The 24,202-nt window shown below is 60.1% G+C and carries 21 protein-coding genes; 11 read left to right on the plus strand and 10 right to left on the minus strand.

The genetic code is table 11. The features are described 5' to 3' along the window. Positions 1-43: 43 nt before the first annotated feature. Entirely contained in the window at positions 44-1,306 is a 1,263-nt protein-coding gene (gene metK / locus F0P96_RS15515) for a methionine adenosyltransferase (protein WP_151079819.1), read from the plus strand. A 122-nt stretch (positions 1,307-1,428) separates the two neighbouring features. On the opposite strand, the gene hpf is transcribed toward metK, so the two are convergent. The 4 genes from hpf to F0P96_RS15535 form a co-directional block, all read right to left on the minus strand. Continuing rightward, entirely contained in the window at positions 1,429-1,725 is a 297-nt protein-coding gene (gene hpf / locus F0P96_RS15520; protein ID WP_151079820.1) for a ribosome hibernation-promoting factor, HPF/YfiA family, read from the minus strand. Between the two features lie 37 nt (positions 1,726-1,762). Further along, complete coding sequence (locus tag F0P96_RS15525) at positions 1,763-2,650, minus strand: tyrosine-type recombinase/integrase (protein WP_151079821.1); 888 nt, start codon at positions 2,648-2,650, stop codon at positions 1,763-1,765. Between the two features lie 162 nt (positions 2,651-2,812). Further along, complete coding sequence (rpsU, locus tag F0P96_RS15530; RefSeq protein WP_151079822.1) at positions 2,813-3,004, minus strand: 30S ribosomal protein S21; 192 nt, start codon at positions 3,002-3,004, stop codon at positions 2,813-2,815. 149 nt (positions 3,005-3,153) lie between these two features. Further along, complete coding sequence (locus F0P96_RS15535) at positions 3,154-4,293, minus strand: acyl-CoA dehydrogenase (RefSeq protein ID WP_151079823.1); 1,140 nt, start codon at positions 4,291-4,293, stop codon at positions 3,154-3,156. Positions 4,294-4,542: 249 nt separating this feature from the next. On the opposite strand from F0P96_RS15535, the gene F0P96_RS15540 reads away from it, so the two are divergent. The 6 genes from F0P96_RS15540 to F0P96_RS15565 all read left to right on the plus strand — a co-directional run bounded on the left by F0P96_RS15540 (position 4,543) and on the right by F0P96_RS15565 (position 12,319). Further along, positions 4,543-5,487, plus strand: coding sequence for a polysaccharide biosynthesis/export family protein (locus F0P96_RS15540; RefSeq protein WP_151079824.1), 945 nt, complete (start codon positions 4,543-4,545; stop codon positions 5,485-5,487). Positions 5,488-5,548: 61 nt separating this feature from the next. Next, positions 5,549-8,023 carry a GumC family protein gene (locus F0P96_RS15545; protein WP_151079825.1) on the plus strand — a complete coding sequence of 825 codons (2,475 nt, stop codon included), beginning with the start codon at positions 5,549-5,551 and terminating at the stop codon, positions 8,021-8,023. Positions 8,024-8,035: 12 nt separating this feature from the next. Then, positions 8,036-8,794 carry a tyrosine-protein phosphatase gene (locus F0P96_RS15550; RefSeq protein ID WP_151079826.1) on the plus strand — a complete coding sequence of 253 codons (759 nt, stop codon included), beginning with the start codon at positions 8,036-8,038 and terminating at the stop codon, positions 8,792-8,794. 74 nt (positions 8,795-8,868) lie between these two features. Continuing rightward, the gene (locus F0P96_RS15555) at positions 8,869-9,882 is read left to right on the plus strand and encodes an NAD-dependent epimerase/dehydratase family protein (protein ID WP_151079827.1); all 1,014 of its coding nucleotides are present in this window, start codon (positions 8,869-8,871) and stop codon (positions 9,880-9,882) included. A gap of 75 nt (positions 9,883-9,957) precedes the next feature. Further along, entirely contained in the window at positions 9,958-11,355 is a 1,398-nt protein-coding gene (locus F0P96_RS15560; protein WP_151079828.1) for a tetratricopeptide repeat protein, read from the plus strand. A 130-nt stretch (positions 11,356-11,485) separates the two neighbouring features. Continuing rightward, positions 11,486-12,319: a phosphosulfolactate synthase gene (locus tag F0P96_RS15565; RefSeq protein WP_151079829.1), complete on the plus strand. Its 834-nt coding sequence runs from the start codon at positions 11,486-11,488 to the stop codon at positions 12,317-12,319. A 74-nt stretch (positions 12,320-12,393) separates the two neighbouring features. Here F0P96_RS15565 and F0P96_RS15570 read toward each other — a convergent pair whose 3' ends face one another. The 3 genes from F0P96_RS15570 to F0P96_RS15580 form a co-directional block, all read right to left on the minus strand. After that, complete coding sequence (locus tag F0P96_RS15570) at positions 12,394-12,762, minus strand: hypothetical protein (RefSeq protein ID WP_151079830.1); 369 nt, start codon at positions 12,760-12,762, stop codon at positions 12,394-12,396. A gap of 37 nt (positions 12,763-12,799) precedes the next feature. After that, complete coding sequence (locus F0P96_RS15575; RefSeq protein ID WP_151079831.1) at positions 12,800-13,222, minus strand: hypothetical protein; 423 nt, start codon at positions 13,220-13,222, stop codon at positions 12,800-12,802. Between the two features lie 169 nt (positions 13,223-13,391). Further along, the gene (locus F0P96_RS15580) at positions 13,392-14,078 is read right to left on the minus strand and encodes a carboxypeptidase-like regulatory domain-containing protein (protein ID WP_160620344.1); all 687 of its coding nucleotides are present in this window, start codon (positions 14,076-14,078) and stop codon (positions 13,392-13,394) included. 680 nt (positions 14,079-14,758) lie between these two features. Here F0P96_RS15580 and F0P96_RS15585 point away from each other — a divergent pair. The 4 genes from F0P96_RS15585 to F0P96_RS15600 all read left to right on the plus strand — a co-directional run bounded on the left by F0P96_RS15585 (position 14,759) and on the right by F0P96_RS15600 (position 19,836). Beyond that, positions 14,759-16,780: a DUF5060 domain-containing protein gene (locus F0P96_RS15585; RefSeq protein ID WP_160620346.1), complete on the plus strand. Its 2,022-nt coding sequence runs from the start codon at positions 14,759-14,761 to the stop codon at positions 16,778-16,780. A gap of 92 nt (positions 16,781-16,872) precedes the next feature. Continuing rightward, entirely contained in the window at positions 16,873-18,204 is a 1,332-nt protein-coding gene (locus F0P96_RS15590) for a PQQ-dependent sugar dehydrogenase (RefSeq protein ID WP_151079834.1), read from the plus strand. 130 nt (positions 18,205-18,334) lie between these two features. Next, positions 18,335-19,009 (plus strand): DedA family protein, encoded by a 675-nt coding sequence (locus tag F0P96_RS15595; RefSeq protein WP_151079835.1) that lies wholly within the window; start codon positions 18,335-18,337, stop codon positions 19,007-19,009. Between the two features lie 92 nt (positions 19,010-19,101). After that, positions 19,102-19,836: a shikimate dehydrogenase family protein gene (locus tag F0P96_RS15600; protein WP_151079836.1), complete on the plus strand. Its 735-nt coding sequence runs from the start codon at positions 19,102-19,104 to the stop codon at positions 19,834-19,836. A 141-nt stretch (positions 19,837-19,977) separates the two neighbouring features. Here F0P96_RS15600 and F0P96_RS21045 read toward each other — a convergent pair whose 3' ends face one another. From F0P96_RS21045 to F0P96_RS15610, 3 genes are all read right to left on the minus strand, one after another. Next, positions 19,978-20,148, minus strand: a complete 171-nt coding sequence (locus tag F0P96_RS21045; RefSeq protein WP_160620348.1) for a hypothetical protein — start codon at positions 20,146-20,148, stop codon at positions 19,978-19,980. 284 nt (positions 20,149-20,432) lie between these two features. Continuing rightward, on the minus strand, positions 20,433-23,045 hold the full coding sequence (locus F0P96_RS15605; RefSeq protein WP_151079837.1) for a TonB-dependent receptor: 2,613 nt from the start codon (positions 23,043-23,045) through the stop codon (positions 20,433-20,435). Positions 23,046-23,363: 318 nt separating this feature from the next. Beyond that, positions 23,364-24,197 carry an ABC transporter permease gene (locus F0P96_RS15610; RefSeq protein WP_151079838.1) on the minus strand — a complete coding sequence of 278 codons (834 nt, stop codon included), beginning with the start codon at positions 24,195-24,197 and terminating at the stop codon, positions 23,364-23,366. Between the last annotated feature and the right edge of the window lie 5 nt (positions 24,198-24,202).

The raw sequence follows: 24,202 nt of genomic DNA on the forward strand, positions 1-24,202 counted from the left end.
GCCACCGAGTTTCTGGTTTCACCGACGCCGGCACGTACATTCAATGCCCTACCTGTTCACCTCTGAATCCGTTTCGGAAGGCCACCCCGACAAAGTTGCCGACCAGATTTCCGACGCTATCCTCGACGAGTTTCTGCGGCAAGACCCCGCTTCCAAAGTAGCCTGCGAAACCCTCGTGACGACGGGTTTGGTAGTGGTTGCCGGCGAAGTGAAGTCCAAAGCCTACGTGGATGTGCAAACCGTAGCCCGCGACGTGATTCGCCGCATCGGTTACACCAAAGCCGAGTACAAGTTCGAAGCCGAGTCCTGCGGCATTCTGTCGGCTCTGCACGAGCAGTCCCCCGACATCAACCAAGGCGTGGAGCGCCAGAACCCCGAAGACCAGGGCGCTGGCGACCAAGGCATGATGTTCGGCTACGCCTCGCGCGAAACCGACAACTACATGCCCCTGGCCCTCGACCTCTCGCACCGCCTGCTGCGCGAGTTGGCCGCCATTCGCAAAGAAGGCCGTCAGATGACCTACTTGCGCCCCGATGCCAAGTCGCAGGTGACCATTCGCTACAGCGACGACAACAAGCCCGAGGCCATCGACACCATCGTTGTATCGACCCAGCACGACGACTTCGACTCGTCGGAAGACACCATGTTGCGCCGCATTTCCGAGGATGTGAAAGGCATTCTGATTCCGCGCGTGAAAGCCGGCCTCAGCAGCGAGGTGCAGCAGCTCTTCACCGACCAGATTACCTACCACATCAACCCCACGGGCAAGTTCGTTATCGGCGGCCCCCACGGCGACTCCGGCCTTACCGGCCGCAAAATTATTGTGGACACCTACGGCGGCAAAGGCGCCCACGGCGGCGGCGCTTTCTCGGGCAAGGACTCGTCGAAGGTTGACCGCTCGGCAGCTTACGCCGCTCGTCACATTGCTAAAAACCTCGTAGCGGCCGGCGTGGCCGATCAGGTACTGGTGCAGGTTGCCTACGCCATTGGCGTGGCCAAGCCCGTTGGCTTGTACGTAACCACCTACGGTACCACCAAAGCCACTGGCTCGAACGGCGAAAAGCTCACCGACGGCCAGATCAGCGAAAAAGTGGACCAACTCTTCGACCTGCGCCCCTACGCCATCGTGCAGCGCTTCGGTTTGCAGAACCCCATCTTCGGCGAAACGGCCGCCTACGGGCACATGGGCCGCGAGTCGCAGAAGAAAACGGTGCAGCTGGCCAACGGCGAATCCCGCGAGGTAGAAACCTTCACGTGGGAAAAGCTCGACTACGTCGACCAGATCAAGCAAGCTTTCGGCCTGTAAGAAGCTACTGGCTAACATCTTCTGGCATTGCTGAAACGAAAGAGCCCGGTTGGCACCATGCCAACCGGGCTCTTTCGTTTCGTGGATAAGCTCGTAGCCAACGGCCTTTAGCTAACAGCTATTCAATGGGCCACCTGTTTTTCCTTGTGGCGAATCAGTTGCTTTTTCAGTTGCTCGGCGGCCGCGTCGGCGGCGGCTTCAAACGTGCCGGCATCTTCTTGGCTGAAGAGCGTACTGCCCGGCACGTACAGCTTTATTTCAACTCGTTTATTGGCAATGCCCTCGTTGTTGAGGCGCATGATTACTTCCCCTTCCGTGACGCGGTCATAAAAGGTTTCCAGTTTATCGAGGCGCTTCTGGATGAAGTCGAGCAGTTTCTGGTCGGCGGTGAAATGCACCGATTGCATCTGTACTTTCATCGGGTGTGGATGGTTTGGGGGTAGAAAAAAGAGAAAATCAGGCCTTGGGGTGGGCCTTTTCAAAGACGGCTTTCAGCTTGTCGATGTTCAAGTGGGTATACACCTGGGTGGCCGCCAGATTGGCGTGCCCCAGCAGCTCCTTGATGGCATTCAGGTCGGCGCCTTTGCCCAGCAGGTGCGTAGCAAACGAGTGCCGGAGCACGTGCGGGTGCTGCTGGCCGGGCGCCGAAGTGATAAGTCCCAAGTAGTGCTTCACGGTGCGGTATACCAACAGCGGATAGACCGGCTGGCCTTTATCCGTAACGAGGAGCGGTCCGCTGGCGTTGCCCACGGTGCCGAACTGCTTGGCTTTCTGCTCGCAATACTGTTCGACGACGGTGATGAGCGAAGGGTTTAAGGGTACAATGCGTTGCTTGTTGCCCTTGCCCGTCACGCGCACAGTGCGCGCCGAGAGGCTGATATCCTCGTGCCGGATGCCGATGAGCTCGGCCAGACGGATACCCGTGCCGTAGAGCATTTCGAGTACCAGCTGGTCGCGGCGACCTTCAAAGTCGTCGGCAAACTCAAAGGAGTTTAGCAACCCGTTGAGCGGGTCTTCGGGCACGAAGTCGGGCAGCTTCTTGCTCATCTTGGGCGGCGTGATGCGCAGCATGGGGTTACGCACCACTGCACCGGTGCGCAGCAGAAACTTGTAGTAGGAGCGCAGGCAGGCAATTTTCCGGTTCACGGTACGCGCATCGCGCTGCTGCTCCATCAGGCTCACAATCCAGGAGCGAATGAGGGTATGGTCGGCTGCGGCAGGCTCGGCCAGGTCGTAGGTGGTTTTGAGGTATTGCTCGAACTGCCGCAGATCGGTGCGGTAGGAAATGACGGTGTGCGGCGAGTAGCGGCGCTCGAAGCGCAGGAAATCAAAAAAAGCCTCCATAGAAAGTGCCGCAGCAACGGCAGCGGGCGGATAGCCAATGTAGGAAACCGCCGCCACAAAACGAACATAAAAAAACGGCTAGCCGGCCCTGCTTCTGCAAGGCCGGCTAGCCGGAAAAATCGGGTAGGAATGCGCAGCCGCTAACGGCCGCCCAAGCGCTACTTAGTTTTGCTCACCGTAGGTCGCCTGCTTGTAGGCGGCCTTCTGGCGCTGCTTGCGCTTGGTGATGGACGGCTTCTGGAAGAACGTGCGACGACGCAGTTCTTTCAGCACACCCGTGCGCTCGAATTTTTTCTTGAAACGCTTGAGGGCGCGGTCAACCGACTCGTTCTCCTTGATTTGGACGATGAGCATAAAAAAAGAAAGCGTGAGTTTCAGAGTTTGAGGGCTGCAAAGGTAGCCACAGATTTTGAATGATACAAACCGATGACTATGATGACAATGCCTAAGGCACAAGGCTTTCAACAAAGTCGGGCTTCATTGCACCCGTTCTGTTGCGCCGATTACTTGAGAATGGTGCGGGCAATAACCAACTTCTGGATTTCCGAGGTGCCTTCGCCGATGGTGCACAGCTTGGAGTCGCGGTAGTACTTCTCGGCCGGGTAATCCTTGGTGTAGCCGTAACCGCCGAAGATTTGTACGGCCTCGTTGGCGGTGCGCACGCACACCTCCGAGGCATACAGCTTGGCCATGGCCGATTCGCGGTTCACGTTCAGGCCCTGGTCCTTCATATCGGCGGCGCGGTAGGTGAGGAGCGAAGCCGCCTCGATTTCCGTGGCCATGTCGGCCAGCTTGAAGCCGATGCCCTGGAAGTTGCTGATGGGCTGGTTGAACTGGTGCCGCTCTTTGGAGTACTGCAAAGCGGCCTCAAAAGCGCCTTGGGCAATGCCCAAGCTGAGCGCTGCGATGCTGATGCGGCCGCCGTCGAGCACTTTCAACGACTGCACAAATCCGTCGCCCACTTTGCCGATGACGTTTTCAACTGGCACGCGGCAGTCGGTAAAAATCAACTCGGTGGTTTCCGAAGCGCGCATGCCCAGCTTGTCTTCCTTGCGGCCAGCCGCAAAACCCGGCGTGCCGCGCTCGATGATGAACGCCGTCATGCCGTGGGAGTCGCCTACTTCGCCGGTGCGAGCAATAACCACGGCCACGTTGCCGCTCTTGCCGTGGGTAATGAAGTTTTTGGCGCCGTTGAGTACGTAATGGTCACCATCGAGCACGGCGGTGGTGCGCATGTTGCCGGCGTCGGAGCCGGTGTTGGGCTCGGTCAGGCCCCAAGCCCCAATCCACTCGCCGGAGGCCAGCTTGGGCAGGTATTTCTGCTTTTGCTCTTCGGAAGCGTGCTGCAAAATGTGGCCGGTGCACAGTGAGTTGTGAGCCGCCATCGAGAGGCCAATGCTGGGGTCGATTTTCGACAGCTCGGCAATGGCCGTCACGTATTCGGTGTAGCCAAAGCCGGCGCCGCCGTATTCGGTGGGCACCAACACACCCATCAGGCCCAGTTCGCCCAACTTATGGAACACTTCCACCGGGAATTCCTGCGTGTCGTCCCACTCGCGCATCTTGGGTTTGATGTGCGTGGCGCCGAAGTCGCGCACCATTTGGGCAATCATTGTCTGGTTCTCGGTAGCTACCAGTTCCATGCGGTTGGGGAAAGAAATGGGGAAAAGGAATCGGGGCAGATGGGCTTGACAAAGCCCATTTTGGGTTGGCGAAGGTACATAAAATGCCGCCCGAATACCAGGACCCGCCGCCCTTGGAGAAGTGGCTTATTTTGATAGAGGCTGGCAATTCGGTTTCTTTGAAGGTTTTTTGGGACAAACCGCCTCGTAGAGACGTTGTTGTTCCTGGTTCCCAAGCTTCCCACCTATCTGGCCGGTTCACCGGTATTCATGCGCCCAACTTTCCCGTTCCGCGCCTTGCACCTGCCCTTGCTGGCCGTGTTGCTGGCTTTACTTGCTTCCTGCGCCTCGTCGCGGGCCTACCGCCAAAACATTCTGTTTCGCACCGACGACAGCGCTCAGCCTGACACGTCGCGGTTGAAGGGCGCTGTGATGCGAGTAGAGGGAACCTATCGGATTCGGGCCAACGACTATCTGGAAGTTCGGGTGTACACCAACCAAGGAGAGCGGCTGATTGACCCCAACGGGGAATTGGGCTTTGGTGCCCCTGGAAGTCAATCGACGGGTAACAGCACAACTAATACCCGGGCTTCATCGCGCATTGCTACCGGGTTGGTAAGCCGGCCGGGTATGTCCAACACAGGGGCTGCCAGTGGACCAGCTCCTACAGACTATTTGGTACACCCAGATGGCAGTGTTGTGCTGCCGGTGGTATACCGGGTGCAAGTAGCAGGTTATACTGTTCCTCAGCTGGATAGCTTGCTGCAGGTGCGGTATGAACAGTTCTATAAGGGCGTGTTTGTGCAGTCGAGAGTAACCAACAACCGCGTGATTGTGCTGGGCACCCCAGGCGGAGCTGTAGTGCCGGTGACCAACGAAAACATGAACCTGCTGGAGGTTCTGGCTACCGTTGGTGGCATCGACGGCGGCGGGATTACCGGCGGCAATCAGAGCCTAGCCCGCGGTGGCAAAGCCTACAACATTCGCCTCATTCGGCCGGCGCCAAACGGAGACTTGAAAACGGCACAGGTACAGATCATTGACCTGACCACAATAGAAGGCATGCGGCGCGCCAACTTGCGCGTGCAGCCCAACGATGTGGTATATATCGAGCCGTTGCGCCGTCCCTTCTTCGAAGCCTTGCAAGACATCAACCCCGTTCTGGGTCTGGTGAGCAGCTTAACAAGTCTGGCCCTCTTCATTCTTCTCAAGTAGTAAGCTTACAATCGAAAGAAAGCGGGGAAATGCACCCTGATTTCAACGATTACTAGAGTATATGGCAGTAGACAAGGACGCGGAACTGGAAGAGCTTATCCGCACCGCAGGGGGCGAAGAGGGAACTGAGGATGACGCAGGTGCCGGGCTAGACCTGGCCACGCTGTTGATGGTGACGCGGCGCAGTTTGCCGTGGATGGTTTTCCTCATTCTGTTGGGCGTAACGGCCGCTTGGCTTTACCTGCGCTATACGCCTCCGATTTACCAGTCTTCATCGACGCTGAAGATCGACCAGAAAAGCCAGTCTGGCGTGCTGGGGTTGGAAAGTGCGGGCAAAGCCGTGGACGCGCGTCAGAGCAGCAAAAACCTGGCGGGTGAAGTAGAACTCATCAAGTCCAGCGTCATCTACCAACGCTTGCGCGATTCGCTGGATCTGGACGTCAACTACTTTGCCGAGGGCACCGTGCTGGCCAGCGAGGTATACAAAACCTCGCCGTTTCGCGTCGAATACCGCATAAAAGACAATAGCTTCTATAACCGGAAATTCAACCTGAATTTTCTGGATGCCAATCGTTTCCGGCTCACGTATCTGCTAAATGGGCAGGAAGCCGGCGGCGAATACCGGTTTGGGCAGCCCATCAGCACCCCGCAGATGGAGTTGACGATTTACCGCACCAGTCCGGCTACTGGAGCGGAAGAGCTTAAAGTCAATTACTATTTCGTTATCAACGACGATGGCGCCATGGCGCGTTATTTCGATGAGAACTTGGTGGTGGAAATTGTCAACCCGGAAGCCAATACCATCGGTATTTCCTTTAAGGATAACAACGCCCTGAAGGCCCACGACATTGTTGACAAAATTGACACGTTGTACCTGCAGGAAAAGCTGGCAAAAAACTCATTGGCGTCGCAGCAAACCCTCGCCTTCCTGGAAGGGCAGCTGGATGAAAACAGCCGCAAGCTGCAGCAGGCCGAAGTAGCGTTGCAGGATTTTGTGCGCCGCAACAAGACCTTCGATGTCAAAAACGACATGGGCACGATTGTCGAGCAAACGGCAGAGATGCAAAAAGAGCGCGAAGAACTACGCCTCAAGATCAATGCGCTGGCCGACCTAACCGGTCTTATCGGCCAGAACCGAGTATTCGTGCGTGAAGGCCAGTCGCTAGAGCAGAGCATTCCAGCAATTGGAGCACTGGAAAACCCACAAATAGCCGAGCAGATAAGCATCCTTAACGAACAGCAAGGAGACCTGAACCGCTTGCTGGAGTCGTACCGGCCCACTACCACCGCCGTGCAACTCAAGCAAGAGGCACTGGAGTATACCCGACGCAACATCCGGGGGCTACTGCAAGGTACTAAGGAGCTATTGCAGCGCGAAATGGCCGAAATCGACCGGAAGCAGCGCGAAATGGATGCCCGCCTGCAGTTGCTGCCCGAAAAGGAAACCGAGTTGGCCCGCTTGCGCCGTCCCTTCGAGCTGTATGAGAAATCGTACCTGATGCTGATGGACAAAAAGGTCGAATTCAGCATTGCCAAGGCCGGAACCACGCCCGACTTCCAGATTCTGTCGCCGGCCTCGATGCCGCAGGCGCCGATTTTCCCGGTGAAGCTTATCGTCTACGCCATTGGACTAGCGGCGGGTATCTTCCTGGGGTTGGCATTGGTAGCCACCCGCTACCTAATGCACAACACCGTTACCAACATTCGGGAGCTGGAGCGCAATACCGCCGCGCCTGTGCTGGGCGTGGTGCCTTCCTACGACAAAGAGAAGCTGGCCGTGTCGAAGCTGATTGTGGACAAGAACCCCAAATCAGCCATTTCCGAAGCCATTCGTTCCATCCGCACCAACCTGGAATTCATGAGCACGTCGAAGAAGACGAAGCGCATGATTTCCATTACTTCCACCATTTCGGGCGAAGGCAAAACTTTTGTGGCGGTAAACCTGGGCGGCATCATTGCCTTGTCCGATCTGCGCGTCATCATTCTGGACCTCGACATGCGCAAGCCCAAGGTGAATCTGGCCTTCGAAGCCGAAAACACCAAGGGCATCAGCACCATCCTCATCAACCGCCACAGCGTGGAGGAGTGCATTCAGAAAACCAGCATCCCGACCCTCGACTTCATTTCGGCGGGCCCGACGCCCCCGAACCCGTCGGAGTTGATCCTGCACCCGGAATTCGACCAGATGCTGGCGCACTTGCAGGAAATCTATGACGTGGTCATCATCGATACCCCGCCCGTGGGCTTGGTTACCGACGGCATCCTGATTATGCGCAAGGTGGATATTCCCATCTACATCGTACGGGCCGATTACTCGAAGAAGTCGTTCCTGAAGAACATCAACAAGCTGGTGCGCGGCAGCGGCTTCAACAAGCTCACGACCATCCTCAACGATGCCCGTGCCGGCGGCATGTACGGCTATGGCTACGGCTACGGCTACGGTTATGGCTACGGCTACGGCGCTGGCTACGGCTACTACGAGGAAACCAAAGCCCCCACCGGCCTGCTGAACCGACTGCGGCGGCGCTTTTCGTAAGTTGCCGCCACTATGGCTTCCTTTTTCCAAAAGCTGTTCGGGGGCGCGTCGGCCGCTCCGGCGGTAACGTCGTTGAGTGCGCTGGGTACCGACATGCATTCCCACCTGCTGCCCGGCCTCGACGACGGCGCCGAAACCGTGGAGCAGTCGGTGGAGCTGATGCGCAACCTGCACGCGCTGGGCTACCGCAAGCTGGTGATGACGCCCCACATTATGGGCGACTTCTACCGCAACACGCCCGTCGGCATCCGCGAAAAGCTGGCCTTGGTACGCACGGCCGCCGCCGAAAACGGCATTGACCTCGAGCTCGACTGCGCCGCCGAGTATTACCTCGACGAGAGCTTGGTGCGCAAGCTGGAGCAAGGCGAGGAATTGCTCAGCTTCGGTGGCGCAAGCCGGTACGTGCTCTTCGAAACCTCGTACATCAACGAGCCCTTCAACCTCACCGACATTGTGTTTGCGCTAAAATCGGCGGGCTACCAGCCGGTGCTGGCCCACCCCGAGCGCTACACCTACCTCTACGGCAAGTTCGACGAGCTGCCGCGCATTCGGGAGCAGGGCGTGCTGCTACAGCTCAACCTCAACTCGCTAGTGGGCTACTATTCACCCGCCGCCAAGCGCACGGCCGAAAAGCTTATCGACGCGGGCCTGGTGGATATGGTGGGCACCGACATGCACCACCTCAAGCATCACGATGCCCTGCAACGCGTGTTGCACTCCGAGTACTTGCCCAAACTGTTGGCCCTGCCATTGTTGAACAGCAGTTTATAGCCAATAATGGGTTGATGCTTGATCATTGTTTTCGGTCAAGCCACACGCCGTAATCAGCACTTACCAAGCAAGCCATGATCTTCGTTACCGGTGGCAGTGGCCTGATTGGCTCGTACCTGATTCCGGCGCTGCTGGAGCGTGGGCTAGCCGTGCGGGCACTGTACCGGGAAAAGATACCTGCCTACGTGCCCGGTGCCGACCGCGTAACGTGGCTGGAAGGCGACGTGCGCGACTCCGGTTTGCTGCGCGAGGCACTGGCTGGTGTGACCCACGTGTTTCATTGCGCCGGCGTGGTGTCTTATGCCCCGCAGGACCGTGAGTTGCTCAAGCAAGTCAACATCGAAGGCACGGCCGCCGTGGTCGATGCCTGCCTCAACCAGCCGGGCGTGCGGTTGTGTCATGTTTCGTCGGTGGCGGCGCTGGGCGGCTTACCCGAAAACGCCACCAGCAGTGTGCTCGACGAAAGCGCGAAGTGGGATTTGAACGCCGAGCATTCGGCCTACGCCACCTCGAAATACCTAGGCGAGCTGGAAGTGTGGCGCGGCATTTCCGAAGGGCTGAACGCCGTCATCGTAAACCCCTCGGTGGTGCTGGGAGCTACCGACTGGACGCGCAGCAGCACCCGGCTGTTTCGCTACGCCCACCAGGAGCACGCCTTCTATACGCCCGGCAGCGTCAACTTCGTGGATGTGCGCGACGTGGTGAGCATGATGCTGCACCTGACGCTGGACAGCCAGGCCAGTGGCGAACGGTACGTCTTGAGTGCCGACAGTTTGCCGTTGCGCGACTTTTTTGCCCAGGCCGCCGCGTGCTTCGGCAAAAAGCCGCCCACGGTTGGCGTGCCCGATTGGGCGGCGGAAATCATCTGGCGAGTCGAGCACCTGCGTGGGATGCTTACCGGCTCTAGGCCGCTCATTACCAAAGACACCGCCCGCGCCAGCCGCCGCCCGGTGGAGTACCGGGCCGCCAAGGTGCAAGCTGCTACCGGGCTGCAATTTCGCCCGGTGGCCGAAACCATCCGCTGGTGTTGTGCCGGTTTGGCAGCCGCACCGAACTCCGTTGCGCCGGGCGCGGTTGTTGTATCCTAAGCCCCGTACGATATCTTGTATGGGGAATCAACGAGCAGCCCCGCGGCTGCCCGTAGTGACGCTGACAGCATGAGAATGAACGAACCTTCCGAAGAACGGGACGAAATCCTGGCCACCGTGCGCCGGTTTGAGCGCATGGTGGACGAGGGCGAACCGGTCTTTTTTGATTTGGGTGATTTTGAAGCCCTCATTGACCATTACACCACCAATACGCTCTACGACCGTGCCCTGCAGGCGTGCGAGGCGGCCGTAGCGCAATACCCGTTCTCCAACGAATTGCTCGTCGACCGGGCGCAGGTGCTGGCCATGCGCGGCGAGTACGACGCGGCCCTGGAGCAGATTGACGAAGTAGCCACCCGGGAGCCCGACAACGCCGATGTGGCCGTGACGCGCGGCATCATTGCTACCCAGCGCGGCGACATTGCCGCCGCCGTGGGCTACTTCGAGCAGGGCGTGGCCCGCTCGCCCGACCGCGACGACATTTACTTCAACCTCGGCCTGGCCTACCAGCAGTGGCAGAAGTTCAAGAGCGCGGCCCGCAACTACAAGCAGAGCCTGCGCATCAACCCCGACAACGACGCGGCCATTCAGGAGCTGCTCTACTGCCTCGAAGTGTCGGGGCGGCTGGAGAAGAACCTGGAGTTTTTCCGCCGTTTTACCGACGAAGACCCGTATTCGGCCATTGCGTGGTACAACTTGGGTCAAGCCTACTACAAAGCCGGCCGCTACGACGACGCAGCCGATGCTTTTGAGTACGCCATTGTCATCGACGCAAAATTCTACGAGGCGCACTCGTACCTGGCCAGCACCCACGTGAGTCGCGAGCAGTACCGCCGCGCCATTGAGGAGTTTGAACTGAGTTACCCCGAGGGCGAGCCGACGGCGGAGGCGCTGTGCAACATCGGCGAGTGCCACGAGAAGCTGGCCGAGTGGGACAAAGCCCGCCGGTTCTACCAGCGCGCCATCGACCTCGACCCCGAAATGGACGAGGCGTGGTTTGGCATCGGCGTGATTCTGGATGCGCAGGAAAAGTGGTTCGAGGCGCTGCATTTCTACCGCAAGGCCGTTACGTTGTTCGACGAAAGCGGGGAATACTGGCTGGCCCTGGCCGGCGCCGAATACCAAGTGGGCAACGTCATCAGCGCCATGGATGCCTACGACCACGCCACCCAGGTAGCGCCCGACGAACCCGCTGCGTGGATCAACTGGAGCGCCATTCTGTACGAGCAGGGGAATTTCGACGCGGCCATTGATTTGATGCGCACCGCCACCGACCTGCAGCCCGCCGATGCCGACCTGCAGTACCGCCTGTGTGCCTACCTTTTGGCCGCCGGCCGCTACAAGCAGGCCTATGACGTATTGGAAAATGCCCTACTTTTGGACTTCGACAAGCACCGCCTGCTCTTCGAATACTTCCCGGAGCTGGAGCAGCAGCGCGCCCTCACCCGCCTGATCGACCAATACCGCAAATAATTTGACTGCCTTGCTGCACTGTTAATGCATTGAATCAGCCGGACCGGCGCGCTTCCTCCGCGGAGCCCTCGGGTCCGGCTGTTTTGTGTCCGTACGGTTCGGCAAGCCCACCCTTTGCCCACCCTTTCTGATGAATTACTCTCTCTCCCAACTGCCCGAGCGCACCGCCAAGCCCCGTGAACAAGGCTTTACCATGGTCATGGACAAAGGCCTGAGCGTGCGCGAAGCCGAAGACTTCCTCGAAGTTGGCGCCGCGTACACCGACATCGTGAAGCTCGGCTGGGCCACGTCGTACGTGACGGGCAACCTGAAGCGCAAACTGGCGGTGTACAAGGAGGCCGGGGTGCCGGTGTACTTCGGCGGCACGCTGTTCGAGGCCTTCATCGTGCGCAACCAGTTCGACGACTACCGCCGCCTGCTCGACGAGTTCGGTATGGAATACGCCGAGGTATCGGACGGCTCCATCGACCTCGTGCACGAGGAGAAGCTGGAGTTTATTCGTCAACTCTCGCAGCAGGTGAAGGTACTTTCGGAAGTGGGGTCGAAGGACGCGGAGAAAATCATACCGCCCTACAAGTGGATTCAGCAGATGCGCACCGAGCTGGAAGCTGGCGCCGTGAAGGTCATCGGCGAAGCCCGCGAAGCCGGCAACGTGGGTTTGTTCCGTAGTACGGGCGAAGTCCGCTCGGGTCTGGTGGAGGAAATCCTGACCCAGATTCCGTTCGAGAAGATTCTGTGGGAGGCCCCGCAGAAAGCGCAGCAGGTATGGTTCATCAAGCTGCTGGGTGCCAACGTGAACCTGGGCAACATCGCGCCCAACGAAATCGTCAGCCTCGAAACCATTCGCCTGGGCCTGCGCGGCGACACGTTCACCCACTTCCTCGACATGGACAACGTGCACGAGATGTTCAAGCCCGAAGCCAAGACACCCGGCAAGCCCGGTACCTCCATGCCCCGCGGGTAAAGCCCTCAACCAAGCGCCCACAAAAAAGCCCGTTGGAAATACTCCAACGGGCTTTTTTGTGGGCGCTTGGTGGCTTAGTCCAGCACTGCCGACTGGCTTTTTAGTACCTGGCGGGCCATAGCCAGGTTTGTGTCGGCAGAGTTTACGGCCAGGTAAATGAACTTGCCGCCGTCGGGCGACAACTTCAGTAGGTGCAGCTGATCGGTTAGCGTCAGCAGAATATCCTGCACCGTCTGGTTGAGCTTGAGGGCCTGAATGGCCTTCAGTTTTTGCTTGATTACCTCGGTGTTGTAGGCAGCAGCAGTTTCCGCGTCGAACGAGGCCAGGTTGGAGTGGTGAGCCAGCGGCATGCCGGTTTCCGTTTCTACCACGGCAATTGCAACGAGGGAAGGAAGTTCTTTGAGGACGTTCTGAACAACTTGCTGGGGCGTAAGTGTAGGCATGAAAAAGGAAAATGAAGGTGGAAAGCAAAAAAGGGAGTTAGTTAGCGCAGCGACGCATCACGTCACGCACCAACGCCATGTTGGTATCGGCCAGGCGTACGGCCACATAACATAGCCAGCGTCCGTTGGCGGTGGTACGCAGGCAGTGCAGTTGCTCGTCAAGAACCACTACCATGTCGCCGAGCTCTTGCCCGGCCAACCACGGAGCGGTCAGGTTTTTCTGGGTGCGGCGAATCAACTCCGCGTTGCGGGTGCTCAGTTTGTATGGATCGAAGCTGACAAGGGCGGTATAAGCCGACAGGGTCTTGTTGGATTTCACATCCACTACGGAAGCCGCTATCAGTTCGGGCAGTTCTTCCAACAGCCCTTTAATAACAGAGTCGGCTTTGTAGCGGTCCATGCCAACAGCGTCACCCACAATTTTTTTCACCACGGGTTTGTGCTGAAAAGGGAATCTCATGCAGTAAGTCTTGGGCAGGAAAGCCGGGCGCAGTACCGTAAACGGGGGGGCGCACCAGTGGGGGTGGGTCTGGGTGGGTAAACAGGCAGGCCAGGGGCCGGGCGCTTTGCAAAGCACCGGAAGCAACTGTCGGGCTTCTTGCAGGTGGCAGTTGCTTCCGGTGACTACGCTAGAAGAGGATCCAGCGCTTTTTGGCCTTCTGCTGCTGGTCGCGCGGTACCAGCGTCATGTTTTCCGTCCGGCCGCCTTTTACTTCAACTTCTTCTTCGGCATAGCCGGCGTAGCCGTATTGCAGGGTGGCTTTCTGGCTAGCCGGAATGCGCATGGTGTAGGCTCCGTTGGCATCGGTGCTCACGCCGTTGCGCGTGCCTTTGTGCCAAACGGTGGCACCTACCAGGGGCCGGCCGTTTTCGTCGAGAATGCGCCCGCGTACCGAAACCGTGCGCATGAGGCTGGCCGAGTTCAACTCGGCATTGGCCTCGGCCGACTCCGCGAAGGCCGGAACTCCTTCGGGGATTTCGCCGCCGACAGGGGTGTTGGTGCCGGCAAATACGGCGCCGCCTAGCAGTGCGCTGCCCACAACCAGCGTGGCGGCGCGCCGACGAAACCGCTCCGGCTCGGTGCGAATCAGGTCGAACTGACGCTGTACCCAGCCCACTGGCTTTACGGCGTGGCCGTTGTTTTTGAGTTCGTAGAAGCGCAGCAGAGTAGCGTCGGCCAGCTCTTTGTTATTTTTCAGGTATGCATCTACCAAGTCGGTGTTTCGACTTGATAAGTCGCCTCGCAGGTATGCATCCCGGTAGGCCGGAAGCAATTCACCCGTGGCGGGGTGAAAAGGGGTTGAGGTTAGTTTCATGTAAAAAAGATTGTGGTGGGGTGTGGAGGTAAAGGACAAGAAGCCGGTAGGAGCAGTAAAACGGGCTGATAGTGCTAAAGTTGGGCACATAAAAGATGCCCAGGAGCGGCCGGAAAGGCGACTATTTCGCTGAACGGTATTTTTCCCTCGGTAAAAACCACTTTCCCAAAGTTGAACTGATTTCCCAGTCTGGGAATTTGATGGTTATATTTTTACTAAAATGAATAATATGATATTTATACCGATGCCCTTTACGTATAAATACTTGTCAGATAGTTGCCGGTCGTTGGCTTGGCTTTGTAGAAGTGGTAGAATTAAGCACCATGCTTGGCAGATAGAATGACTTGGTAATACAGTCCGTGTAGACAGGGGTGTAAGCTTTGCCTGGCCATGTCGCCAGCGGTACAAGCTTTTAAGCAAAAGGCCCGCAACAATGTGCGGGTAGTAATACACGCTGGATGAGTAACTCTCGGATCGAAAAGTCGGTGAATTGGTAATTCTCACGGACATTCGAAAGCTAAAACGCGACTGTTGAGCGTTCCAGCGCCACTAAATGCCGCCCAATGCCTGCTTACTTACGATACCCACTGCTTATTCTGCTGAGCGCAGTTGGAACAATAGTCCGTGCCCAACAGGGAACTGCTACCATAGCCAGCCTTACGCCACTTACCCCGGCGGCCGTGCCGCAGTACGCCAAGTATGAGGCCGCCTTTGCCCTGACCTCTTCGTTTACGAACCCCTACGACCCCGACGAGGTGGATGTAACGGTGGTCTTTACGTCGCCGAGCCGGCGCGCCCGCACCGTGCACGGCTTTTTCATGGTGCCCTACCAGCGCCACGACTCCACCGGTACCTGGCGCCAGCGGCCCACCGCCCAGCCGTGGCGGGTGCGCTTTAGTCCTGACGAAGCCGGACAGTGGACGTACACCGTGACGATACGAACAGGGCAAGCTACCAGCACAGCGGGGCCCTACCGCTTTCAATGCGCGGCTTCGGCTGCACCGGGCTTTCTGCGCGCGGTGCCGGACCGCTCGTACCTGCAATTCAGCAACGGAAGCTCATTTTTTGGCATCGGGCAGGATCTTCGGTCCTCGTTTAACACCAGCAAAAACTGCGACGCCCAACCCACCGCCTGCGACTCGGCCTGCTACCTGTTCAGCACCTTGCTGCAGCAGCTGGGGTGGGTGAAATCCTTTGCCCGCAGCGGCGGCAACCTGGCGCGGGTGTGGCTGGAGCCGTTCAGCTACGAGCCCGAGTGGGAAATTGGCGGCGACTACGGCACCCGCCAGAACCGCTTGGCCGACCTCGACTCGTTGGTGGCTACCGCCGGGGCCAGCGGGGTATACCTGCACATGGTGCTGTACAATTCGCGGGCCTTGGCTGTAAGTAAGGGCGCCCGTACCGAAGGCTCGGGCTGGCAGCAAAACCCTTATAACCGCCGCTTCGGGCTCGATTCGTTGCGGGCATTCTACATCGACGGCCGCGCCATTCGGGCCTACCAGCACCGGCTGCGCTACATCCAGGCCCGGTGGGGCTACTCGCCGGCCATTGCCTCCTACGGGCTGATGAACGAGCCTGAACTGCCCGGCGAGGAAATCCAGGGCGCCTACTACCGCAACGGCAAGTACATCGACGCGTGGTTTGTGCGCATGGCGCAGTTTCTCAAGCAAGACAGTTACCCCGCGCACTTGGTAAGCGTCGACTACGGTTTCGGGTTCAGCGGCGGCGCCAACGACTCGCCGGCCATCGACTTCACCAACACCCACCACTACACCTGGGACAAGCTGGGCAACTACCAGCGCGCCTACATTGCCCGGCACCACGTGCGGCGGTTTGGCAAGCCGTTCGTGCAAACCGAGTTCGGCACGCCCTACTGGATTTCCGAGGACAACAACGAGGAAGTGCGGCAGGCGGCGTGGGCGTCGGCCTTTTCGGGGGCGTTCAGCACCGCTTTTTTCTACGGGGCCGATGGCAAGTACAACAACGCGTGCTGGGGCGGCGAAGGCGTGAAGCTCTACCTGCCGTTGGCCGTGTTTCTGCGGGGCGAGTCGTTCAACGATTCCACCAACCTCTACCAGCCCATCGGTAGCGCCCGGGCTGCGCACCGCGCCACCCGGGCCCGCGGCTTCGAGAAACCCCGCACCCTGCTCGAGGTGCCCGATTTTGACCAAGCCGGGTTCGGGCCCGCCGGGTTCTTTGGTGGCGAGGGGCTACGGCGCCGGGTGCTGACCCGCGACGTGGTGCCATCTACGCCGCGCATCGAGGTGTTTGCCCTGCGTTCGGCGGCTAAGGTGATTGGCTGGGTGCACGACACCGACTATTACTGGTACAACCTGCCCCACAATGCCCACCCTGAAGTGCACGAACGGCTGAAAAACCCCCGGGTGCAGGGCCGACAGCCCGCCGTAAGTCCGCTAAGCGGGCAAACCATGACTTTGGAAGGGCTGGAGCGCGACGGGCTGTACCGATTGCAGTGGTTCAGCACCCACTACAACTACGATACCGACGGCGTGCCCGCCACCACCGAAGACGGCGGCCCCATTGCCGGCTCCGAGTTTCAGGCGTCGGTAACGGTGCTCAAAGGCAAAGCCACCATTGCCATTCCCACGCTACAGCCGCGCGAACTGGGCAAAACCCCCTACGCGCCCGATTACGGCTTTAAGCTGACGTGGGCGGGCGAGGCAGCCACGCCGACGCGGTAAAATGGTGCGCGCCGCTGGGCGCCGAGCAGGCTGGCAGTAACACAGTGGCGCTGAATGCAGTAAATAAGGCCCCACCTTACTGGTTTAGCCGCATGAAGTATGTCCCCCTAAGCCTGCTGGTTTCGGCCGCAGTGCTGGTTGCTTGCAATCAGGAAAAGCAAGAGAAACGTGCCGCGCAAGACGAACTGCCCAGCACCGTGAAGGCAGAAACAGGCGAAGAAATTCTGTTGCCTGCGCCTTATGCTACTAAATCAGTCAAGAACTTCAGCAAGCACATTGGCTGGCCGGCGGGCAAAACGCCGACGGCACCGGCCGGGTTTGTGGTAACGGCCTACGCCAAGGATTTCGACAGCCCACGCTGGACCTACGTACTGCCCAACGGCGACGTGCTGGTAGCCGAGGCCAACACCGTGCCTTCGACGACGACCAAAAAAATAGCCGCCAAGCTCGACCTCGGCCCCTCGCAGGCCAACAAGGAAACCAGCGCCAACCGAATTACCCTGCTGCGCGACGCCGACAAGGACGGTCGCCCCGAACTGCGCACCACGTTCCTGACCGGCCTCAGCCAGCCTTTCGGAATGCTGGTGCTCGACAAATACTTCTACGTGGCCAACACCGACGGCGTGCTGCGCTTCCCCTATACGGCGGGCCAAACGAAAATCAGCGGCGCGGGGCAGTCCGTGCTGGCGCTGCCCAAAGGAGGCTACAACAACCACTGGACGCGCAACCTGCTGGCCGCACCCGATGGCTCGAAAGTGTACGTGAGCGTGGGCTCGGGCTCAAACGTGATGGAACACGGCGCCGCCAACGAGGTGCGCCGGGCCAACATCCTTGAAATCAACCCCGACGGTTCGGGCGAGCGGGTATATGCCAGCGGCCTACGCAACCCCGTGGGCATGGGCTGGGCCCCCGGTACCCAAACCCTGTGGACGGCCGTGAACGAGCGCGACGAACTGGGCGACGACCTCGTGCCCGACTACCTCACCAGCGTGCAGCCCGGCGGTTTCTACGGCTGGCCCTACGCGTATTTCGGGCAGCACGAAGACCCGCGCCGCAAGGGCGAGCGGCCCGACCTGGTGCAGAAGACCCTGGTGCCGGAAGTGCCGCTGGGGCCGCACACCGCCTCGCTCGGGCTGGCTTTCTATACTCAGAAAGCCTTTCCCGAAAAATACCAGGGCGGCGCCTTCATCGGTCAGCATGGCTCCTGGAACCGCAGCCAGTTCTCGGGCTACAAGGTGGTGTTTGTGCCCTTCCGCAACGGCAAGCCCAGTGGCCCGCCCGAGGATTTCCTGACCGGATTCATTGGTAATGAAGCCCGCAAGGAGGTGTACGGCCGACCCGTGGGCGTCACCACGCTGCCCGACGGTGCACTGCTTGTGGCCGACGATGCCTCGGGCATTCTGTGGCGGGTGGCGGCGCAGTAAGCCAAGAGTAGCGCAGGCGGCCGGGTGGCACAGAATCGATAGGCGTACCGGGGGCAGAAACCGCGCAGGGCGGTGGCCTTTGGCCACTACGCGTTAGCTTTGCAAGCCAATCCCATACCCCGCGCACTCCATGGACCTCATTCAGCAGTTTTTTCACCTGGTCATGCACCTCGATAAAACCCTTATCGACGTGGTGCACGAGTACGGGGCGCTGACCTACCTGATTCTGTTTCTGATCATTTTCACCGAAACCGGCGTGGTGGTTATGCCCTTCCTGCCCGGCGACTCGTTGCTGTTTGTGGCCGGTACGCTGGCCGCCCAAACCGCCAACCCCGGTTCCCCCGAAACGCTGCTCAACATCTGGTACCTGATTCCGCTGTTGTTCGTGGCCGCCTTCATCGGCGACAACCTGAACTACTTCATCGGCGACTACCTCGGGCCGCGGGTGTTCCGCGAAGACTTCCGCTTTCTGAAGCGCAAGTACCTGGAGCAAACGCAGGCCTTCTACGCCAAGCACGGCGGCAAAACCATTATCATGGCGCGCTTCGTGCCCATCGTGCGCACGTTTGCGCCGTTTGTGGCCGGCGTGGGCACCATGAAGTACAGTTACTTCATCGGCTACAGCATTGCCGGCGCTCTGTTCTGGGTTATTTCCCTCACGATGGCCGGCTACCTGTTCGGCAACATCCCGGTTGTGAAAGACAACTTCACGCTGGTCATCTACGGCATCATTCTGCTCTCGATTCTGCCGCCGCTGTTTCAGTTCGTGAAAGGCAAGCTCAGCAACCGCCCGGCCGAGGCTTAACCCACCGCCGTATTACTGAAAGGTTAAAAGCCGCCCCGGTGCATTGGCCAGGGCGGCTTTTTTTGTTTCTTCAACCATCTTTCCCGTTGCCTATGCCCTGTGAATTTGGTTTGATTGGCCGGGTGCTCACGCACTCGTTTTCGCCCACGTATTTCCAGCAGAAATTCGATACCCTCGGCCTCGACGACTTCACCTACGAAGCCTTTGAGCTGGCCACCATCGACGAGCTGCCCGCGCTGCTGGCCCGCCGGCCCAACCTGGCCGGGCTGAACGTGACCATCCCCTACAAGGAGCAGGTGCTGCCCTACCTCGATGAAATAGCCCCCTCGGCCGCGCGGGTCGGGGCCGTCAACGTTATCCAGATTGGCCCCAACGGCCGCCTCGTGGGCCACAACACCGACTACACCGGGTTCCGCGACTCGCTGCGGCGGCAGTACCGCGGGCCCGGGCCGGCGCTGGTGCTGGGCACCGGCGGCGGCGCCAAAGCCGTGGAAGCCGCTCTGCGCGAGCTGGGCATCCGGCACTGGCTCGTCTCGCGCGACGCGCTGGGCCGGGGCCTGTCCTACGCCGACCTCACCCCGCAGCTTCTGCACGAACACCCGCTCGTCATCAACACCACGCCGCTGGGCATGTACCCGCGCACCGACGAGTACCCGCCGTTGCCCTACCACGCCCTCACCCCGCAGCACCACCTGTTCGACCTTATTTACAACCCCAGCGAAACCGAATTCCTGCGCCGGGGCCGCGAAGCCGGCGCCAGCACCCAAAACGGTTTCGACATGCTCTGCCGCCAAGCCGAAGACGCCTGGCGCATCTGGAATTCCTGACGAACGGGTAGCCCGCGGGTAGCGCATCCGGCACTCGGACCGCAACACCAGCCCTGCTAACGCAAAGAAGCCCCCAGCCGATGGCCGGAGGCTTCACACGCAGGTGTGGTAAAATGCAGCGCGAGGCTGCAGCGGCGTGAATTATTTCTGGAAGATCCAGCGGCAGCCGGGCTGGTATTTTTTGTACACCGGGCGGTGCAGGCGGCTTTTCTGTACGCGCCCAAACGGCGAAGCCACGGCAGCGGCGGCCGGCAGCAGCAGGGCAACAACGAGCAGGAGCGAGGCAAGGCGGGCGAGTACAGAAACGTTCATAGGAAGAGGCGTGAGTTGGTGGGCAACCGAGGGCGTTATGCCCTGCTAACACTACAAAGGAACGGCGGCCCACTGCTGCCTTGCTGGGAGTTTAGACCAACACGGTGCTTTCCGATGCCAATGAAGGGCCATGCTCGCTGAACACAACACCCGGCCGGGGCCATGACCAATAGCCCAACCGCGCCAGCCCAGAGCGGCCTTGCCAGCACGCAAAACGGCCACGCCCCGAAAGGAGCGTGGCCGTTTTGCGTGCTGGCAAGGCCGCTCTGGGCCGGTTGGATAAGTTAGTTGCCTTGGCCGTTGCCGCCGTCGCCGGCTTTTTGGTCGTCGTTGCGGATGCTGCGCTTGGGGCGCTGGGGCTTATTCTCCAGCTTGCCGAAGCGGTAGCTAAAGGCCACGCGCACGCCGCGGTTGTAGACCTTGGTCGAGTTGGTTTGGTCGGAGGTGGCGGTGCGGAAGTCGTTGGTGAGGCGGATGTAGGGCGAGAACAGGTTGTCGGCGTTCAGCGTCAGGTCGCCTTTGTCTTTCCACAGGTTTTTGCGCAGGCCAATGGAGTACATCTGCCACGACGACGACTTGCCTTGCAGCTGAATACGGGGCGAGTTGAGCATGCCGAAGAACTGCAGGCTGTAGCCCTTGTCGAATTTGTAGCCCGAGTTGATGTTGGCCGAGTACACCACGCCGCTGTTGGAGGTGTTGAGCGTGGCGCTGCGCAGGTACACATAGTACAGGTTCACGTTGCCGCTGATGTCCCACTTGGGCACCGGCTTCACCGAGCCGAACAGGTTCACGCCGTAGGTCTGGTTGCGGGCAATGTTGCCGTAGGTGGTTTCCACCAGCCGGATAGCGCGGCCCTGCGGATCGAGCGAGTCGCGGGTGATGCGCTTGGCTTCGATGGCGTTGTTGGTGATGCGCGAGTAGGCCGAGATGTTAATCACCGAGCCCTTCACGAAGGTGTTCAGGTTCAGCTCGAAGTTGTCGGTGAATTCCGCGTCCAGGTTTGGGTTGCCGTACTGCAGCTGTGTCGGGTCGATGCGGTTGCGGTAGGGGTTCAGGTAGAAAATGCTCGGGCGCTGGATGCGGCGCGAGTAGCTGGCCCGAATGGTAGAGCCCGGCTGCTTCAGGTTGCGCGTGAGGGCCACGTTGGGCAGCGCGTTGGTGTAGTTGGTGGTAAACCGGCCTTCCTGGCCCTGAAACTCGCCACCGAGGTCGGTGCGCTCTACGCGGCCGCCGAGCCGCACGCTGTACTTCTTGCCCAGCGACGTGGCGTAGGTGGCGTAGCCGGCCACCACGTTCTGGTCGTAAGTGAAGATGTTGGTCAGGTTGGCCACCGGGAAGGCAATGTTCTGCGCGTTCAGCGTGTCCACGGTGTAGTTGCTGTACACATTGCGCATGATCATCTTGCCGCCCACTTCCACCGTTTGCTTGTCCGAAAGCGGGTGCACGTAGTCGGTTTGCAGGGTGGTTTCCAGGTTGCGGGCCTTGTTGAGGCTGCTTTCCTGGTAGGCGGGTGTGAAGTAGTGCGGCACACCCAGCGGGTACTGGTCGATGTCGTAGAAGCGGCGGTTGGCGTTGCGGGTGTGCTGGCCCAGCACCGTCCACTCGCGGCGGCTGCCCTGCCCGAAGGTGCGGGTGTAGGAGCCCGTCAAATCGTAGCTCTGCACGCGGAATTTCTGGTCCAGCTCCCGCTCGTAGTTGCCGAAGCGCGAGTTGGAGCTGAGCGTCTGCTCCTGGTGCACATCGGCCGTGTTGGCGTTGCGGAACATGTTGCCATTCACCGAAAAGCTCAGGGCGTGGTTGGGGGCCGGCTCGTAGTCGATACCGATGCGGCCGTTGCCGCCGCCGCCAAAGCCGCGGCCGGTGTTTTCCTGGGTCAGCGTGTTGCGCACGGTGGTTTTGCTGGCGTCGGTGTAGTCCACACGCTGCACGCCCTGCACGCCGGGCGAGTAGAACGACCACCCGTTGATGGCCGACGACAGCCCCACCTTGCCTTTGCGGGCGTTCAGGCCCAGGTTCATGTTGGAGTTTCGCGTACCAGCCGCCACGCCCACGTTGCCGTTCACGCCCTGCAGGTTGTTTTCCTTCAGTACAATGTTGATGATGCCGGCCGAGCCTTCGCCGTCGTACTTGGCCGAGGGCGAGGTAATTACTTCCACCGACTTGATTTGGTCGCCGGGCAGCTGCTTGAGGGCCTGGGCTACGTCGTTGGCCACAATGGCCGAAGGCTTGCCGTTGATGAGCACCTTCACGTTGGAAGAGCCGCTGAGCTGCAGGTTGCCGTCGGGGTCCACGCTCACCATCGGCGCTTTGCGCAGCACGTCGGCGGCGGTACCGCCCTTGTTGGTGGCGTCTTGGGTGGCGTTGTACACGAGGCGGTCGGGCTTGCTTTCCACAATGGGCCGCTCGCCGGTCACCGTCACGCCTTCCAGCTGCTTGGCCTGCGAGGCCAACGCCAACGAACCCAGGTCCACGCTCATTTTGCCCTCGGCCAGCGTCACGGGCTGTACCAGCGCGCCGTAGCCGATGAAGCTGATGGACAAACGGTAGGAGCCGGGTGCAATGCCTTTCAGCACAAACTTGCCTTTGTCGTCGGCCACGGTGCCGTCCACGGGCTTCTCGCCGGTGGCGGGCAGCAGGGCCACGGTGGCAAACTCCACCGGCTGCTTGGTGGTGCCGTCGAGCACCGTGCCGCTGATGCGGCCGTTGCCGCGCGGGGCTGGAATGGCCAGCGGCGCGGCGGCTTTAGTAGGCGCGCCGCCCGGGGCACCAGTCGGGGCACCGTCGGTGCGGGTGCCGGCCGGGCGCTGGCCAGCAGCCGGCGCACCAGGGGCCTGGGCCCAAGCGGGGGCCGACAACAGGCTAGCCGAAGCGAATAAAAGCAGTACAGCGTTTTTCATAGCTGAGAAAAGAAGTCGAAAGCGGGAGAGAAGAAAGCCGGTGCGACGTGCAAAGCGCAGCCGGGTTTGGAGGTAAGCGTAATGCGAAAAAGAGGGCGGATAATCGTCGGAAAATCAACGAAGAAGGGCCTGCGGGGCGAGGCGATTCTACACCGAGGGGATTTGCGGGTGCAAAGGTCCGCATACTGGCGCCCGAACGCAACCACTAAAAGATGTGAGTTGGGAGGGCAGAGGCATCAGAATAAGGGCAGGAAGCTATTTGCGCCAATTGTCGGTGGCAGGCCGGGCAGGGTTGCATTTCGGGTTGATGAAATTGTGCTAGCCTTCGTGGCGGTAGCGCAGCAGCACGTAGCCCCCCAGCAGAACCAGCCCAAACCAGCCGAGCGTCAGCCACTCGGCTTTGGCCAGCGCCAGGTCGAGGGCATGACCTTTGGGCACCGAAGCGGCTTTTTGCAGCGCCAGCAGCGGTGTGGCGTAGGGCACCCAGTCGATGTGTTCCCACCGCATCAGCGTGAGGGCCGCAATGGTGGCGCCCATGCCCAGGGCCACCGGCGTGGCAAACGACCGCCACCACAGACTCGCCACGTACTGAATGGCCAGAATGCCGAGCGTGGCAATGTAGGTATGCCACAGCAGCGTAACGGTAGCCAGCAGCGGCACGGCGTGGTCCTGAAAATGCAGGCTCGGCCGCAGCAGGCCCAGCAACAGACCCGAGCCCAGCAGAATAACGGTATAAGCCAGCATGGCCAGCGCATTCAGGCCCATGAGCACCAGCAGCTTGCTGCCGAACACCGCGCCGCGGCCCACCGGCTGCGCGTACACGTGTTTCCAGGCAACGGCTTTGTTTTCCACGTTCAGCACCAGCCCGGTGAGCAGCACCACAAACAACGGCAACAGCAGGGCGCAGGCCGTTTGCCAGCTCTGCATCAGGTACGTTGGCCACGGGTCCTGGCCGGGCTTGAGCAGGTATTCGCCCTTGAAGTAGAAGATCAGGAACGTGAGGGCCACCGGAAAGGCGCCGCTGGCCAGCGTCAGCCACAGGGCCGGGGTACGCTTGAGGCGCAGCACGTCGGCCGACAGCGCGCGGCGCAGCTGGGTTGCGGGAGCCGGCGTTTGGAAAGAAGGCGAAGGGGAGAGAACAACGGTTGACATAGCGC

The organism is Hymenobacter busanensis (genome assembly GCF_008727865.1).
Lineage (GTDB): Bacteria > Bacteroidota > Bacteroidia > Cytophagales > Hymenobacteraceae > Solirubrum > Solirubrum busanense.